Raw genomic sequence first — 16605 nt, forward strand, 5'->3', positions numbered from 1 at the left:
AAGTTCAGATTTTTATGATTCTTTTCTCTCCCTCGATTAATTCAGAGGAATGACACGGATATTATCCAGCCGGATAATCGGTTTGCAGTCGGTACCATTGATTCCTCCCCCGACAATAAAGATAGTAAGACCCGTAAAGTCCTTGGGACTCAATGAGCCAGTAGCCCTGATGCCACTGAATCCATAAATGAAGTCCGTGGCCAGTGGCAAGGTTACCGTGACCCATTTGTTACCGGTATCATAAGAACCAGTAGCCGTCCAGGGACGATAGAGCGCACGGGGCAAGACATCATCCTCCATAAATTCGTTGTTAGGGCCAGCTACCGTATTCCCGTCAACATCCTTTCCGGTATTGCCATAAGTGACACGGTCAATACCCGCAAAGATGATCTGCATGGCACCGGCTGACCAGGGATGAGAAGAAGGAATATACATTTCAAACTGAAGTGCCAGATTTTTCCAGTTAGAGAAATCAACCAATGAAGTCAACTTCCTGCCCTCTGCAGGATAGTCCACGGGAGTATCAAAGCTCCCCGGCCAGTACTCAAAGGCGAAATCAGCATCATCCCAGTCACCGGCAGCCGGCATTGCAGCCGTACCGTCTCCGAACTGGATAAAGTTTCCCGTAGATGTCGTGCTGTCCGTAGCGATCGGACGATTGTGCCACCCATGATTGCCAAGACCTGTCAGACCGTCAAAGTCGAACAGCATGCCACGGGATTCCTTGTAATGGAAAGAAGATCTGGTCGTACCGTAAATAGAAGTTACGGACACCGGTCCCTCATCAGCACCCTCAGGCATGGTAAAGGTAACAGATGTCTTGCTGATACTCTTGATCTGCGTGACCGGCGTCTTGTTGTTGCCTACACTGATGGCCAGCGGGGTACTCGGATCATTGACGAAATAGTCTCCCGTGAGGGTGACGTCCGTGCCCGCAGGCGCATATTCATAAGAAAGAGAACTCACGACAGGAGCAGGGATGATCACATGGAAATCGTACGTCGTCGTGTCCCCACCCTTATTGACCATATAGATCTTATCCGTCACCTTACTCGGGATCTCGTTAGGAACAGCCACGAAGAGCGTATGATCCGTGATGTAACTGGTATTGAGGATCGCCTTCTGGTCATTGAAGTACATCTCCTTGATGCTCCTGAGGTTGTTTCCTACCAGACAGAGCACAGACTGCATGCTTGCCTTCGTCGCATTCAGATCCGAATAGCCGATCGTTGTGCCTCCGGTCTTATAGGTCGTCGTATCAGCCGCCACCCGGATATAATCCACCTCAGGAGACCCGCCTGCGAGTTTAAACTTATCCGGCTGATCTTCACAAGAGGCCAGTACCATTCCGGCCACAGCCAGAAGCAGGTACGTGAATCTATATATATTTCTTGTTTTCATTTTACTCGATGATTAATAAGAATAAGTTTTGCGCACATCTACATGGATTGGAGGATCATTCAGGCTCGGGTCAATGACCACATCATTCTGCGGGAAAGGAAGGGTAAAACTTGAAGCCGTCACATTCGGTGCAGGAGTATCCGTATTATAGCGCGTTACCGTCGAGTCTACGCTCCAGATACCACTCTCATAATACCGCTTATAGACCATCCCCAGGTTATAGTACTGGTTCCTTCTCTGAGACTTGAGCTCCTTGATTGCTCCATCCATATCAAAATAGCTCCGGCGCACATAATCATACCACCGGTCACCTTCCATGGCCAGTTCCAGACGGCGCTCTTTCCACACATCCGTCCAGGAAATGGAAGCAGGACGCTTGTAGCTGGGGATAGCCCGATGGCGGACCTGGTAGAAGGCATCAATGGCACCAGGATCCGTCGTAGAACCGTTATTGCCGATGACCGCCTCAGCATAGACCAGATAGATGTCGCTCAGCCGGAGGATATGCGTAGACAGAGAACTGGCCATCCGTGCGGCAGAGGTACCCACACCAGCGACATGATCAGCATCATCACCATAAAGATGCTTCACATCATTTGCCCCGGTAGGACTCTGAAGTTCTCCATTAGGTCCACCTGCACCATAGTTCTTGTCGTAGATAAACTGGAGATAATTGAACCCCTTACGTCCCTTACAGTCCGTTTTGTCCCTCCAGAAATAATCATAGAAATCCCCCGCCATCATCATGGTAGCCTTGCGGCGCGAATCTATATCAGACCGTGTCGAAGGATTCTGCAAGGCACTGACCCCGAAAGCATCCTGAAGATCTACGGAAGGGCCGTCATAGCCACCCCAGCAGTCTCCATACTCATCGAAGCCTACCTGGGCAAGGTCACTCTGCAAGGTGTTCTGAGAGGTCCACAGGTTACTGACCACCCATTTCCAGGCAATCAGGCTCTCCGGATTATTATTATCAGCCAGACGGAAATTGTCGGAATAGTTTGCCAGCAGACTGCGTCCCGAGTTATCTATGACATCCTTGGCATACGCAGCAGCCTTGGCCAGATCATCCTCGTCACGCTTTCCGTTCCCATTGGCATTGACGCCACTCTTCGTCAGATAGACTTTAGCCAGCAGCGCCTCAGCAGAATAGTAATCGATACGCCCATTATCAGGAGTCCTGACCCCCTGGAGATCTTTCATCGCCTGTTCAAGAGTCATGACGATATACTCATAGACGTCACTTTTCTGCACCCTGCGCATCGTGCTGTACTCCTTGTTGCCAATAGAAGCAGAATTATCATGTACGATCGGCACAGCACCAAAAGTACGGACCAGGTAGAAATAAGCCATTGCTTTCCATGTCAGTGCCTCACCCATACACTGGTTTCTGACCGCCTCTGAAGGACCGCTGGCCTTCTTGAGATTATTGTACACGATGTTGGTATTGCCAACAACATTCCACAGCGAATAGCTCATATTCACCAAGTCCTCATCAGTACTGTTGACCGTAAAGGTAAGATAAGGACTGTTCTGCCACATATAGTTACCGGAGAGGACCTCACCTACCTTGATGAATCCTCTCTGGAAGTCATACCAGGGTGAATTGTACAGATAATTGACCCCCTGAATACACTGGGCATCATTCTGATAGAAATTATCTGCATTATAATTATCTGTAGCCGGCTGGTCGAGGAAGTTATTGCAGGCAGTAAAACTTACCCCTGTGATGACAGCCAGTACAATAGATTTTAAATCCCTTAATTTCATAATCAATACGAGTTAGAATGTTAGGTTAAGACCAAAAGAAAAGGTGATCGGTGAGGGGTATCTCCCGGCATCCACATTATAGGAGAATCCATTAGAATCATTCGTACTTCTGCCGATTTCAGGATCATACCCGTCATAAGGAGTAATGGTGAAAAGATTCTGGATATTGAAATACACTCTTAGATTCGAAACGCCGAAATGATCAATCCATTTCTTAGGGAACGTATAACCCAAGGCGATATTCTTCATTCTCAGATAGGAAGCATTCTCGATGTAACGATCACTGATCCTGTCATTATTGTTAGGATCAGAAAGCGTGGCGCGCGGCATGGTTGCCCCCGGATTGGCCACCTTTACGTTTTCGACATGATCATACCAGTGACTTCCGTCCGTATAGACAACCGTAGGATCTATCGGTTCAAGTATGGCACGGTTCAGCACATCTTTCAACTGGTTTGACCAGGTAGTATTCATTTCCGTCAATTTCATCTTCATGTAGTTGAGGGCTTTGGCTCCCACCGATCCATTGATGAAAACGGTAAGATCAAAATTCTGATAACGGAAAGTATTTGTCCAGCCCCAGGTAAACTTCGGCAGCGCATGCCCCAGATCAGTCTGGTCCTTGGCATCAATGACACCATCCCCGTTGAGATCTTTGTATTTGATGTCACCGACATACACCGTATTGTTCCGGTTAAACTTCCCGTCAGCCGGATATTTCTCAGGTTTGGCCGAAGTCTGAAGATCTTTCAGGTTCTGATAGATCCCATCCGTCACATAACCGTAAAAATCGAACAGTTGTCCCCCTACACGGGTAACGCTCACCACATCGTTCCATTGTCCGTAACCCACCAGATTAGTGCTGGTTGCGCCTTGCAAGGATTGCAGGGTGCTCTTGTTCCAGGAGATCTCGAAATTAGAATCCCACTGAAATCTTCCGACAACAGGATGAGTATTCAAGGTAAGTTCCAAACCCGTATTCAGCAGATCACCATAGTTTCCGTATGGAGCAGTCAGAGCCGAGGACACATTGCCGGAAGTACCCATGAAAGAAGGCAACTGAGACAGCATCAACAGATCTTTAGACTCCTTGCGGTACCAGTCGGCAGTGATTCCGATACGGTCATTGAAGAAACCAAGATCCAGCCCCACGTTCCACTGTTTCTGTGACTCCCATTTGACATCCGGATTAGGTATATTGGAAGGGCGGTAGCCCATGCCCAGGAAAGAGGGCATACGGGTGATGGTCGTTCCCCAGCGGTAAGCCTTATCACCGGCATTGCCGGTAGCTCCCCAGCCAATACGAAGCTTGCCATTATTCAGCCAGTTCCTGGTCCAACTCTGGACAAACTTCTCATTGGTAAAACGCCAGCCCACGGCAAAAGAAGGAAAAGAAGCCCACCGCTTGTTTGGACCGAAGTTGGAGCTTCCGTCAAAACGAAGAGTGGCCGTAGCCATATAGCGGTCAGCATAGTTATAGGTCAGTCGGCCGAAAAACGAAGCCATCGTGGTCGTCCCCCATCCATTAGTAATCTGAGGAGTACCCGTTCCAAGTGACGGGTTATGGACGGCATCAGACGGCAGTCCTGTGTTATCAGTAGAAATGTAATCCCAATGACTCTTCCAGGCCTCCTGTCCGACCATTGCGCTGAAAGAATGCAGGCCTAACGTATTTGAATAGGTGACATAGTTCTTAATGGTCCAGTACGTTCCTGTATTTTTCTGGATCCGGCTCTCATTCTTGGAGCGTTTCCAGGTACCTAAATCAACGGTAGGCATATAAGTATCACCCTGACTCCAGTTCAAATCCCAGCCAAACTCAGCATGATAAACCAGATGCTTTATCGGAGTAATATCAAAGAACAGGCTGCCGCTCAATTTCTGCCGATGGAGTCTGATGTCGTCCATCAAGGCAAGAGCGATAGGGTTCGGATTAGTAAATCCTTCCCTGACAATAGAGGAATATCCCCCATCGATATTATAAATAGGTATATCAGGAAGCGTGGTCAGAGAATAGTTGACGACCCCCTCATCGCCATCAGCCTGAAGGAGTTTGTCATGAGTATTTGCAAAACTGGCATTGAATCCCATCCTCAGCCAACTTTTCAATTTAGCATCCAGATTAGAACGGAAGGAAAGCCGGTCAAAGTTACTTCCGATGATTGTCCCTTCCTGGTTCAGGTATCCGCCGGACACAAAATATTTCACCTGGTCATTTCCACCCTCGGCAGAAAGTTGGTGCTGGTCCTGAAAAGCCGTCTGGAAGATTGCGTCCTGCCAGTTGGTACCCCTTCCCAGCAGGGAAGGATCGGAGTAGTAATCATTCGGATCCGCCTGTCCGGTCTTGACAAAATCATTATAGAATCCCGCATAATCACGGAGGTTCATAATATCCAGGCGTCTGGCCTGACGGCTCCAGGCGACACTCCCGTCATAGGTAAACTTGGATTTTCCGGCCTTTCCCCTCTTTGTCGTGATCAGGATAACACCATTTGCACCCTGGGCACCATAAATAGCAGTAGCCGAAGCATCCTTCAGGATTTCTATTGACTGAATATCATCCGGGTTCAGAGTAGACAACGGAGAGATCGTCGAGATCTGTCCATTGCCCAGTGCATCACCGAAACCCAGGCTCGACCCAGTAGAACCATTGCTCTGAAAGATGACCCCGTCGATGACATACAGAGGTTCAGCATTGGAATTCAACGTGGCTGTACCACGGACCCTGACGGAGGTAGATGATCCCGGTGCGCCGGAGGTCTGCATGGCTGTTATACCGGCCACACGGCCTTGCAAAGACTGATCAACAGATGAGATAATACTATTCTTTATAGCATCATCATTCAAGGTGGAAGAAGCGCCCGAGATGTCACTCTTCTTCATGCTACCATATCCGACGACCACCACCTCATTCAGATTCTGATGATCCTCTTTCAAGGTTACGTTGATCACAGACTGGTTATTAACCTTAATCAGACGAGTCACATAGCCCACATAAGAGATCTCCAGAGTTTCGCCCGGAGAGACCTCAAGACTATAATGGCCATCTATATCCGTCACCGTTCCTGTCGAACCACCCTTGATCCTTACGGTAGCACCGATGATAGGTCCCTGTTCATCTGATATGACCCCAGTGACCTTCTTGTTTTGTTGCACGATTGAAGGGAATGATCCTTCCCCTGCTGCGTAGACTGCCGGACTAAAGCTCAATAAAGCTAAAGAACAGAATCCCGCCAGTAACGTGATCTTATTGCGGCTTTGTTTCATACATTTTAGATTATAATTATAAATTTAAATTTTTATCTTCTTATGCTGGATTGGATAAAAAGGTCTTACAATATTTACGTTAATAGTTTATCCATTTTTCAATTTGCAAATATAAATAAAATGGATAAATTACTATAATACTCATTTGACAGATCCTAACATTATTTTGCATTTACGCTTAAAAAAGCAAAATATATGCTGGCAGACATTAAGAAAATACAAAACTATTCAATAAATACTTGTCTCACAAGGCTGAACCAGGGGAAAGCAGGAATTTCTACCCGGGCCATATCCAGAGGCACCCGATTTCTGTTTTTCTCAGGATCAGAACCAGTCCTCCCCCATTTACTCCCAGAAAGGAAATGGAGTCTGACACCCTTTTCCAAGTTCCTTATCATTCTTCCCCAAGGACCAGAGGAAACAGCAGCCAACAAAAAAGGGGAGACTTCCGCCTCCCCAATCCCAGAAAGTACATGGCAGTCCATTGGTTCTGCCCGTACTCCGTAAATTAATACTTGAAAGAACTTCCTCCCAGAAACTCACGCAGCAGACTTGTCGGAGGAATATCCCGATAAGAGACCGGTTTGAAATACCTCAAGAATTTCAACAAGCGATAAGCTTCCGAATACTCCTCACAATTTTCAGGGACCTGCTGAAGCAACGGTTCAGCCTGAGTTTTGATCACGGCAATCTCAAAGAGCAAAGCCGTATTGATCATTTCATCAGCATTCTCCTGATAAGGGAAAATCCATTTACTCTCACCGGCCCGGACAGACGGCCATCGCTGGATCGTCTGCTGGGCGCTGACCCCACGATACTTATTATCACGGATAATCCGGCGCAGGAGCCGGTTATCCGTTGTGGGGATATAATTATGGTCATCCAACAGGATGCTCGTCAAGGCTGAAGCATAGACCCGAAACTTATATTCTTCAGGAATTTTAGCCGTCAGTTCCGGATTCAAGGCATGGATACCCTCCATCACGAGGACATTATGATCACCCATCTTCAGTTTGACGCCACTGGCTTCACTCTTCCCGGTCTGGAAATTATATTTCGGCAATTCTATTTCCTCTCCACGGAACAAAGCCATCAGTTGTTGATTGAGCAAGTCCAGGTTCAAGGCATGGATACTCTCATAGTCCAGGTTACCATCTTTATCCTTCGGAGTGTGCTGCCGGTCCACGAAATAATTATCCATAGAGATCTGAAGAGGCATGATCCCATTGGCCATGAGTTGGATGGACAGTCGCTTGCAGGTTGTTGTCTTCCCAGAGGAAGACGGGCCGGCGATCAGCACCAGCCTCGTACCTTTACGGTTGGCTATCTCATCCGCTATCTGGGCAATTTTCTTTTCCTGCAGAGCCTCAGAGACATTGATCAAGACCGTCGTCCTCCCTCTCTCCACCGCCTCATTGAAATCACCCACCGTACGGATACCTATAATATCCTGCCAATGGTGATGTTCCTTGAAGATCTCGAACATCTTGTCCTGATGGGTCATTCCAAGCAAGACGCCCGGATCCTCGAGACTGGGGATGCGTAACAGCATCCCATCATAGAATTTCTCCAGACCGAACAGATAGAGATATTTGGTATTCGTCAAAAGAGAGCCATAGTAATAGTCTACATAATCATCTATCTGATAATAAGTAGTGTAAAGGCTACCGGAACTATTCAACAGTTTGACCTTTTCCATATCCCCCTTATCCTGAAACATTTTGACCGCATCCTCCGTCAACACCTCGAAACGTCGGATTGGAATCTCCGCATCAATGATTTCCTGCATCCGTTCCCGGATCTTCTTCACGTCCTCAAGTCCTACGGCATGGCCGATCTGGAGGTCTACATAGTACCCATTGGATACCGGAATATCAATGATAACCTTCGAATTTGAATAAAGATCATGCACGGCCTTACAGCAAACAAAGAACAAGGTCCGCGTATAATTACGGGACCCTGATGAGGTGTGCATGTCCATGAATTCCACATCCTTATTATGATAGACACGGAAATGCAACCCCTCTACCTTATTATTTACCTTACAGTTAATGGGGCCATAGTCCATCTGGAGATTAAAGTCCCGGAAAACTTCGGAGAGTGTGCTTCCAATAGGAACATTCTGAATCTTATTATTATTTTTGCAGCGTATACGTACAACTTGTTGTTTCATACTTACTCAAATTACGATCTATCATTTATCCTTTCAAACCATCCCTTGTCAGGATCTGATACAACTCCTTCATCCCCTCAACGGCTCCCTTGGCAATGACCGTAACCTTCCGGTTTGCAGAAGATACCGGCGGATGAGGATCTATCAGATATACCGGCACGCCTGCTCCTGCATACTGCAGCAATCCTGCTGCAGGATATACATTGAGAGAAGTCCCGACCACGACAAAAATATCCGCTTTCATGACAGCCTGTGCCGCCGGTTCGATCATAGGTACGCTCTCCCCGAAAAAGACGATGAAAGGCCGCAGCAAACTCCCATCCTTTGCCTTCGTCCCGGGTTTGACATCTGAATGGTCAGGGGTCAGTTCCTCAATATATTTCGGATTATAAGGATCATCAGAAGAACAAACCTTCGTCAGTTCCCCATGCAGATGGATGACGTTCGAGGAACCCGCCTTCTCGTGGAGATTATCCACATTCTGAGTGACGACCGTCACCCGATACTCCTCCTCCAGTTTTTTAATGAGCCGATGCCCGTCATTCGGTTGTCCCTTCCAGAGTTTCCTTCTCAGATTATTGTAGAAGTTGGTAACCAATTCCGGATCCGCCAGCCAGCCTTCATGAGAGCAGACCTTCTCCACAGGATAATTGTCCCATAAACCGTTATTGCCACGAAACGTAGAGAAACCACTCTCTACAGACATGCCTGCACCTGTTAAAAACACAAGATTCTTTTTCATGATCATATCTATTTGTTTCACTGTTTGTCCTGAAGGGCAAAACATTTATCTTTAAGATAGCACAAATTTAATGTTTTTTTTCGCAAATTGCGTTGCATTCCGCAAGAAAAGCCGTATCTTTGCGTGATAAATAAACTTTTTATAAAGAATTAAGTAAAAACCTATGAATCAATTAAGTTACGCTCTGGGAATTGGCATCGGCCGTCAACTCGCCCAATTAAACATTCCTGATTTCAGCATCGATGACTTTGCTCAAAGCGTCAAGGACTGCATATCCGGCAATCCACTCACCATGGATGAAACAGACGCACAAAAACTGATCAATGATTTCTTCGAGAAGAAGGACAAAGAACTGACCGCCAAAGCCAAGGAAGAAGGCGAAAATTTCCTCAAGGAGAATGCCAGTAAAGAAGGCGTTGTCACCCTGCCCTCCGGTTTACAATATCAGATCCTACGCAAAGGTGATGGCAGGAAGCCTGCCGCCAGCGATGAGGTGGAATGCCACTATGAGGGTACCTTGATCGATGGCACGAAATTTGACAGTTCATACGATCGTGGCCAAACGGCTACCTTTGGATTGAACCAGGTCATTGCGGGCTGGACAGAAGGTCTGCAACTCATGCAGGAAGGTTCCAAATATAGATTCTTCATCCCTTATAACCTGGGCTATGGAGAACAAGGAGCTGGGAAGTCCATTCCTCCTTACGCAACACTGATTTTCGATGTAGAATTAATCGCCGTAAAATAACCCGGTCAGCCCCCTCCTCTCCGGCACAGACTTTCCCTTGTCTTATCCTCTCCTTCAACCGGTTGAAAGATAAGATCAAACACGAAGTGAAAGGCTGAACAAGACTATAAAACAAAGAAACAAATAAACGACAATGAAAAAACTATTTATCGGAGCGCTTGTAGCGCTCAGCGCTGCCACGATGTTTACGAGTTGTGGCAAATCAACGCCTAAAGCTGACCTTAAAACCGACGTAGACACGATGTCATACGCTTTAGGGTTATCCCAGACTCAGGGCCTGAAGGAGTTCTTGGTTCAGCGGATGGGTATCGACACGACGTACATGGCCGACTTCATCAAAGGTCTGAACGATGGTGCCAATGCCGGTGACAACAAGAAAAAGGCTGCTTACTATGCCGGTATCCAGATCGGCCAGCAGATCTCCAATCAGATGCTGAAAGGGATCAACCATGAAGTGTTCGGTGATGACTCTACAAAGTCCATCTCTCTGAAGAACTTTATGGCCGGCTTTATCACAGGTACAACGGGTAAGAAGGGTCTCATGACCATTCAGCAGGCTGGTGAAATTGCCCAGGTGAAGATGATGAAGATCAAGCAGAAGAGTATGATGAAGACCTATGGTCCTTACAAGGCAGCCAATGAGAAATGGCTGGCCGGCAACAAGAAAAAGGCTGGCGTAAAGACCCTTCCCTCAGGTCTGCAATATCAGGTCATCAAAGAAGGAAACGGCCCTATCCCGGCTGACACATCTACCGTAAAGGTCAACTATGAAGGACGGCTGATCAACGGGAAGGTCTTTGATTCTTCCTTCAAGCGCGGCCAGCCTATCGAGCTGCGGGCCAATCAGGTGATCCGTGGCTGGACAGAGGCACTTACGCACATGCCAGCTGGTTCCGTATGGGAAATCTACGTTCCTGCTCAGTTAGGCTATGGTGACCGTGAACAAGGTCCTATCAAACCTTTCTCCACCCTCATCTTCAAGATCCAGTTGCTTTCAGTAAACGGCAAATAATCTGCCGCTGCTTTTTACTTATTTTACAAGAGACATCCCTCGTGTGAATTATGCACGGTTTCAGACCGATGGATAATGAATGCAAGGGATGTCTCTCTTTCAAGAGGCTATAAATCTATCACATTATGAAACGAATACTATTATTTTCTTTTATCCTCCTGCTAAACGCATCTTTTATGTTTGCAGGAAACAGCTCTAAGAAGAACAAGAAAAAGGAAAAAGCATCTGTTACAGTACTGACCAACCAGACTGATTCCGTCAGTTATGCAGCAGGAGTACAGGCCACAGAGGGACTGATTCCTTTTATCCAGCAGAGTTATAAGGTAGACACTGCTTATATGGCAGATTTTGTCGCCGGCTATCAGGAAGCAATAAAGACAGCCGCTTCACCTAAAGGGAAAGCCTACGCTACAGGGATGTTAATCGCTCAGATGGTAAATGACCGTATCCTCCCCGGTACCAAAGAAAACTTCGAAAGCGTAACCCCCAATCTGGAAGAAACATTCTTCAATAAAGGTTTTACGGATGCGCTGATCAAGAATTCCTCCATCTTTGACCTGAAAAAGGCCCAGACCTATACCACTGATATTCTTTCCGGCGCAGGCAAGCGCTGGCTGGCTGAGAATGCCAAGAAACCCGGTGTAACCGTCCTGCCTGACGGACTCCAATATAAAGTTCTCGTGCAGGGTGATGGCCCTGTACCTAAACCCAGTGACGAAGTGGAAGTCATCTATGAAGGCCGTACCATTGACGGAAAGGTATTTGATTCCACCGTCAGCCATGGAAGCAGCACCGACAAATTCCGCGCTGACGGCCTGATCAAGGGCTGGACAGAAGCGCTGACACGAATGCCTTCAGGAAGCAAATGGGAACTCTATGTTCCGGAAGAACTGGCCTATGGCAGTCGCCGTGCAGGGAAGATTCCACCTTATTCCACCCTCATTTTTGACCTTGAGTTGAAAGGGATCGTCACTCCTAAAGCTGAGACGGATGTCACTCCGGCTACCCCGGAAAACACTAAGACCGCTGCGCTGTCAAAACCGTCAGCCAAAAAGAGAACAAAGAAGAATAATAAAAAATAAAAGTTACAGATAGTTACTTTTCTTTAAGAAAAAGGGGCATTTCCCCCTTAGCTACCAATCAAAATGCACAGAATATTAAATATTCTTGTGCATTTTGTTGTTTATATGGATTATTTTCTCTACATTTGCTTTCAATTAGAAAACGTCAGGAGAAATCCAAAACAAAAATTGAAGAAATGTACAAAATAGACAAACTCGACAAGATGATACTGAGAATCCTCTCTACCAATGCACGTATCCCTTTTAAGGACGTCGCCACAGAATGCGGCGTATCACGTGCAGCTATCCACCAGCGTGTACAGCATTTGATGGAGAACGGTGTCATCACCGGCAGCGGATTTGATGTAAACCCGAAAAGCCTGGGGTATTCTACCTGCACCTATATAGGTCTCAACCTTGAGCGTGCCAGCATGTATAGAAAAGTAGTAGACCGGCTGATCAACATTCCGGAAATCGTGGAATGCCACTTCACCACCGGTCCTTACACCATGCTGGTGAAGCTCTATGCCAGAGACAATGAGCAACTTATGGATCTGCTGAACAACAAACTCCAGAGTATCCCCGGCGTAGTCTCTACGGAAACGCTGATCTCTCTCGAACAGAGCATCAAGCGTGAGATTCCGGTAAAGATTGATGCTGACGAGGAGAAATAAAGTAATGGCCTGTCTCTCAGACGAAGGGCCTGCCCGCTCTGGTCAGAAGTAGAAGCAAGCATGAGAAGCAGGCCTATAGAGGGGAATCTTATGGAAAATTTCAATATCCATTCGCACCTGGAAGAATATGACACGATCTTTCCAGAGTCCGAGTTTCGTCCGTTGATCGGTCTCACTGCCAACTATGAAGGCATAGATGCCACCCTTCACAGGGTTTATTACCAACAAGTTGTGAAGGCGGGTGGAATACCCATATTGATTCCACCAATAGCAGAAAGGTCTGTCATCGTCAACACCCTGGAACATCTGGATGGACTGATCTTGACAGGTGGCGGCGACTATAATCCACTATGGGCAGGAGAAGAGCCGGTGCCCCACCTGCATCATATCAATGCCGAAAGGGACTTACCAGAACTCCTTCTTACGCGCCTGTCTTTCCGCCGCCAGATCCCGATGCTGGGAATATGCAGAGGTATACAGACACTCGCCATAGCCCTAGGCGGGAAAGTGGCCCAGGACATCAATTCTGCCATTCAGGTGAAACATGACCAGGACGCAGCCCGCACGGAACCGACACATAGTGTCATGCTCGTGCCGGGTTCTGAACTGAATAAGATTTACGGGCGGAACCAACTCTTTGTCAATTCCTTCCATCACCAGGCAGTAAAGGATCCGGGGAAGCGTTTCCAGATCACTGCAAGGTCCGCTGACGGGATCATTGAAGGAATAGAAAGCTGTGAGTACAAATCCATTTTAGGTGTACAATGGCATCCCGAATGGTTAGGAGAAGAAGGATTGAAAATCTTCCAATGGCTTGTCGACAGAGCTGACGAATTTCACCGGGCAAAGGAAATCCACAAGCATATTCTTACACTGGACACACACTGTGATACACCTATGTTCTTCCCTCAAGGTGTACAATTCGATCACCGTGATCCGCGAATCCTGTACGATCTCCATAAGATGACTGAGGGACGAACAGATGCCGTCACCATGGTGGCCTATCTGCCCCAACCAAAATTGGGAGAGTCTTTTTCTTCAAAAATCGACCTGGAAGGGATCGTCCGCCATAACCCACAATTTGTGGAACGCTATCCAAGTTTGAAAAAAGAAACGCAGAAAACGCACAATGGCATTGAAGTAAAGCCCAGGATGATCACACCAACGGCATATACCGATTTGATCTTCGACAAGATTGAGGAGATCGTCAACAGCCGGAGTTCATATTTAAGTATCGCACGGACCCCCCAGGACCTTTATGAAGATAAACGGAACGGACGAAAGAGCATCATGCTCGGCATCGAGAACGGGCTGGCATTGAGTCATGACCTCTCGAACATCAAGCATTTTGCCCAGCGTGGAACGGTCTATATCACCCTTTGCCACAATGGAGACAATGACATCTGTGACAGTGCACACGGTTGTAACACTCACAATGGGGTAAGCCCTTTCGGTGTACAAGTGATCCGAGAAATGAATGATCAGGGGATCATGGTTGACCTGAGTCATGCCAACGAAAAAAGTTTTTATGATGCCCTGGAGATGAGCAGGACTCCTATTGTCTGTTCACACACCTGCTGCAGAGCACTCTGTGATGTCCCCCGCGACCTTACTGATGACCAGATGAAAGCGCTAGCTGCAAAAGGCGGCGTGGCTCATATCACCCTCTATCACGGTTTTCTTCGCAAAGAAGGGGAAGCCACCATCCTGGATGCCATGGCGCATCTGGAGCATGCTATCAAGATCATGGGAATAGAGCATGTGGGACTGGGAACGGACTTCGACGGGGACGGAACCGTCAGAGGACTGGCTGACGCCAGTGAACTCATTCATTTTACCATTCAACTCCTTCGCCGGAAATTCAATGAAAAGGATATTGAGATGATCTGGGGAGGAAACTGGCTGAGAGTGATGGCACTGGTCCAGGCCTCCCGCCGATAAGACTTAAGGATATTCGGACAATGAAAAAGAAGAAGAAAATGAGGATCATCGCCGGCGTTGCCGCAGTTATCCTGGCAGGTGTCGCCGGGATCTATGGAGTCAATAAGCATATAGAGAATGAAAGTGTCACAAGCACCGAGGAGACGGAAAGAGTGTCTCCGGTAGGTCCTGCTTTCAATGCAGATTCAGCTTATGCCTATACTGCTGCCCAATGTGCTTTCGGGCCAAGGCCGATGAATACTGCCGCTCACGAGAAATGCGGGGAATGGATTGTTGCCAAGTTCAGGCAATATGGCTGCAAGGTCCAGACACAACCGACCGTTGTCACAGGTTATGACGGAACAAAACTAAACTGTACGAATATTATAGCCAGCTATAATCCGGAAGCGACGACACGAATCCTGATCTGTGCTCACTGGGACAGTAGGCCGTGGGCAGATAATGACCCGGACAGCACCAAGCATCATACCCCTATCATGGCTGCCAATGATGGTGCAAGTGGCATCGGGGTAATGATCGAACTAGCGCGCCTGCTCCAGCAGCAAGACAAAAAGGATCAAGATTCCCCCTCCCTGTCCTTGAAACAGGAAGGATTGGGTATAGACTTTGTCTGCTTTGACGCAGAGGACTGGGGCACCCCTCAGTGGAGCAACAAACCGGACAATGGTTCCAGCTGGGCCTTAGGTGCTCAATATTTCAGTTCACATCTACCCAAAGGTTATGAAGCCAGATATGGTATTCTGCTGGACATGGTCGGAGGCGAAGGTGCTCACTTCTACCGGGAACAGATGTCAGAGCAATATGCACCATCTATTGTCAAAAAAGTATGGAGAGCAGCGGGAAGAGCAGGCTACAGGAATTTGTTCCCTCAGGAAGAGGGTGGTGCAATCACAGATGATCATCTCCCCTTGAACCAGACAGCCCATATCCCTACCATTGATATTATCCCTTATTATCCAGATTGCAGCCAAAGCAGTTTCGGCCCTACCTGGCATACCGTCTCCGATACGATGGCACACATTGACAAAAGGACATTAAAAGCAGTAGGACAAACCCTGGTACAGGTCTTGTTCACGGAGATGAGGAAATAAAACCAATCAGAGTTGCCCGCTTTGCACTTGCAGGACGACGCGTTCAGTAAGGCGGTCTACCCCTGTAGGATCATACGTCTTCTCCAGGCTGGCACCGAACACCCACGCAAAAGCCTGCCAGAAACCGGCCCGGATAGGCCCCAAGAAAGCCTTGATCAAACTGTAGGCTGAAGAGTTAGTCTCCCGATAAATCAGTTTGATCAGTAATTTGCCCTGCGCATAAGTAAGTTTTTTCATACGAGGCTCATATTCCTGACGGATACTTTTTTCCACATATCTCATGTGAGCATCCCTTGCTTTCTTATTAGGAAGGGTTTGAAGATACTCATAAGTCTCGATAACGATCGTATTCACTTCCTCCGCTATCGGCAGTACTTTTTTCACATTATAGACCAGCCGGTTATAGGCAGCCCATTCCTGAGGCGTGTCGAAGGTAGGGGGAGAAAAGATATAGACCGGATTCAACTCCACATATTGAATACTGTCCCCCCTGTACTTCACTTTCCCTACACGCACACGAGGTTCAAAGGTAGGATTTTTCATATCCACCTTCATATCCTCAGGGTTGATATGACCCGGACGATCAGGATCATTCTGAGCTATTACGGCAGTCTGGAATAACCCGAACAATAAACAGATGATGATAATCAGTTTCCTTCCCATAATCAAGCGCAAAAATACAGATAAATTCTATAATTAGATAAATTCTTGATTATTTTATTGTT

12 protein-coding genes are annotated in these 16605 nt (G+C 47.3%); 6 read left to right on the top strand and 6 right to left on the bottom strand.

What is annotated here, in order from left to right; genetic code table 11:
- Positions 1–36: 36 nt before the first annotated feature.
- The 5 genes from ACYRYG_RS09350 to ACYRYG_RS09370 all read right to left on the bottom strand — a co-directional run bounded on the left by ACYRYG_RS09350 (position 37) and on the right by ACYRYG_RS09370 (position 9353).
- The gene (locus ACYRYG_RS09350; protein WP_293416358.1) at positions 37–1401 is read right to left on the bottom strand and encodes a glycan-binding surface protein; all 1365 of its coding nucleotides are present in this window, start codon (positions 1399–1401) and stop codon (positions 37–39) included.
- Between the two features lie 12 nt (positions 1402–1413).
- A complete protein-coding gene (locus ACYRYG_RS09355) occupies positions 1414–3171 on the bottom strand; it encodes a RagB/SusD family nutrient uptake outer membrane protein (protein ID WP_460198049.1) in 1758 nt (585 codons plus the stop codon).
- A gap of 12 nt (positions 3172–3183) precedes the next feature.
- Entirely contained in the window at positions 3184–6438 is a 3255-nt protein-coding gene (locus ACYRYG_RS09360) for a SusC/RagA family TonB-linked outer membrane protein (RefSeq protein ID WP_293416361.1), read from the bottom strand.
- A gap of 508 nt (positions 6439–6946) precedes the next feature.
- A complete protein-coding gene (locus ACYRYG_RS09365; RefSeq protein WP_293416363.1) occupies positions 6947–8611 on the bottom strand; it encodes a nucleoside kinase in 1665 nt (554 codons plus the stop codon).
- A 25-nt stretch (positions 8612–8636) separates the two neighbouring features.
- Positions 8637–9353, bottom strand: coding sequence for a Sir2 family NAD-dependent protein deacetylase (locus tag ACYRYG_RS09370; RefSeq protein ID WP_293416365.1), 717 nt, complete (start codon positions 9351–9353; stop codon positions 8637–8639).
- A 163-nt stretch (positions 9354–9516) separates the two neighbouring features.
- Here ACYRYG_RS09370 and ACYRYG_RS09375 point away from each other — a divergent pair, with 163 nt between their 5' ends.
- From ACYRYG_RS09375 to ACYRYG_RS09400, 6 genes are all read left to right on the top strand, one after another.
- Positions 9517–10101, top strand: a complete 585-nt coding sequence (locus ACYRYG_RS09375) for an FKBP-type peptidyl-prolyl cis-trans isomerase (RefSeq protein ID WP_293416367.1) — start codon at positions 9517–9519, stop codon at positions 10099–10101.
- Between the two features lie 133 nt (positions 10102–10234).
- Positions 10235–11113 carry an FKBP-type peptidyl-prolyl cis-trans isomerase gene (locus ACYRYG_RS09380; protein WP_293416369.1) on the top strand — a complete coding sequence of 293 codons (879 nt, stop codon included), beginning with the start codon at positions 10235–10237 and terminating at the stop codon, positions 11111–11113.
- 125 nt (positions 11114–11238) lie between these two features.
- Positions 11239–12195: an FKBP-type peptidyl-prolyl cis-trans isomerase gene (locus ACYRYG_RS09385; RefSeq protein WP_293416371.1), complete on the top strand. Its 957-nt coding sequence runs from the start codon at positions 11239–11241 to the stop codon at positions 12193–12195.
- A 176-nt stretch (positions 12196–12371) separates the two neighbouring features.
- Positions 12372–12848, top strand: a complete 477-nt coding sequence (locus ACYRYG_RS09390; protein ID WP_293416373.1) for an Lrp/AsnC ligand binding domain-containing protein — start codon at positions 12372–12374, stop codon at positions 12846–12848.
- A 90-nt stretch (positions 12849–12938) separates the two neighbouring features.
- Positions 12939–14789: a membrane dipeptidase gene (locus ACYRYG_RS09395; protein ID WP_293424214.1), complete on the top strand. Its 1851-nt coding sequence runs from the start codon at positions 12939–12941 to the stop codon at positions 14787–14789.
- A gap of 20 nt (positions 14790–14809) precedes the next feature.
- Entirely contained in the window at positions 14810–15880 is a 1071-nt protein-coding gene (locus ACYRYG_RS09400) for a M28 family peptidase (protein ID WP_293424216.1), read from the top strand.
- A gap of 6 nt (positions 15881–15886) precedes the next feature.
- On the opposite strand, the gene ACYRYG_RS09405 is transcribed toward ACYRYG_RS09400, so the two are convergent.
- The gene (locus ACYRYG_RS09405) at positions 15887–16543 is read right to left on the bottom strand and encodes a DUF4294 domain-containing protein (RefSeq protein ID WP_293416378.1); all 657 of its coding nucleotides are present in this window, start codon (positions 16541–16543) and stop codon (positions 15887–15889) included.
- Positions 16544–16605: the final 62 nt, after the last annotated feature.

This window comes from Segatella asaccharophila, assembly GCF_054687055.1.

Bases quoted from the DNA above. Each gene is read 5' to 3' on its own strand.
- ACYRYG_RS09385 (WP_293416371.1), top strand. From the start codon at position 11,239: ATGAAACGAATACTATTATTTTCTTTTATCCTCCTGCTAAACGCATCT.
- ACYRYG_RS09400 (WP_293424216.1), top strand. From the start codon at position 14,810: ATGAAAAAGAAGAAGAAAATGAGGATCATCGCCGGCGTTGCCGCAGTT.
- ACYRYG_RS09390 (WP_293416373.1), top strand. From the start codon at position 12,372: ATGTACAAAATAGACAAACTCGACAAGATGATACTGAGAATCCTCTCT.
- ACYRYG_RS09360 (WP_293416361.1), bottom strand. From the start codon at position 6,438: ATGAAACAAAGCCGCAATAAGATCACGTTACTGGCGGGATTCTGTTCT.
- ACYRYG_RS09395 (WP_293424214.1), top strand. From the start codon at position 12,939: ATGGAAAATTTCAATATCCATTCGCACCTGGAAGAATATGACACGATC.
- ACYRYG_RS09350 (WP_293416358.1), bottom strand. From the start codon at position 1,401: ATGAAAACAAGAAATATATATAGATTCACGTACCTGCTTCTGGCTGTG.
- ACYRYG_RS09370 (WP_293416365.1), bottom strand. From the start codon at position 9,353: ATGAAAAAGAATCTTGTGTTTTTAACAGGTGCAGGCATGTCTGTAGAG.
- ACYRYG_RS09365 (WP_293416363.1), bottom strand. From the start codon at position 8,611: ATGAAACAACAAGTTGTACGTATACGCTGCAAAAATAATAATAAGATT.
- ACYRYG_RS09355 (WP_460198049.1), bottom strand. From the start codon at position 3,171: ATGAAATTAAGGGATTTAAAATCTATTGTACTGGCTGTCATCACAGGG.
- ACYRYG_RS09375 (WP_293416367.1), top strand. From the start codon at position 9,517: ATGAATCAATTAAGTTACGCTCTGGGAATTGGCATCGGCCGTCAACTC.
- ACYRYG_RS09405 (WP_293416378.1), bottom strand. From the start codon at position 16,543: ATGGGAAGGAAACTGATTATCATCATCTGTTTATTGTTCGGGTTATTC.
- ACYRYG_RS09380 (WP_293416369.1), top strand. From the start codon at position 10,235: ATGAAAAAACTATTTATCGGAGCGCTTGTAGCGCTCAGCGCTGCCACG.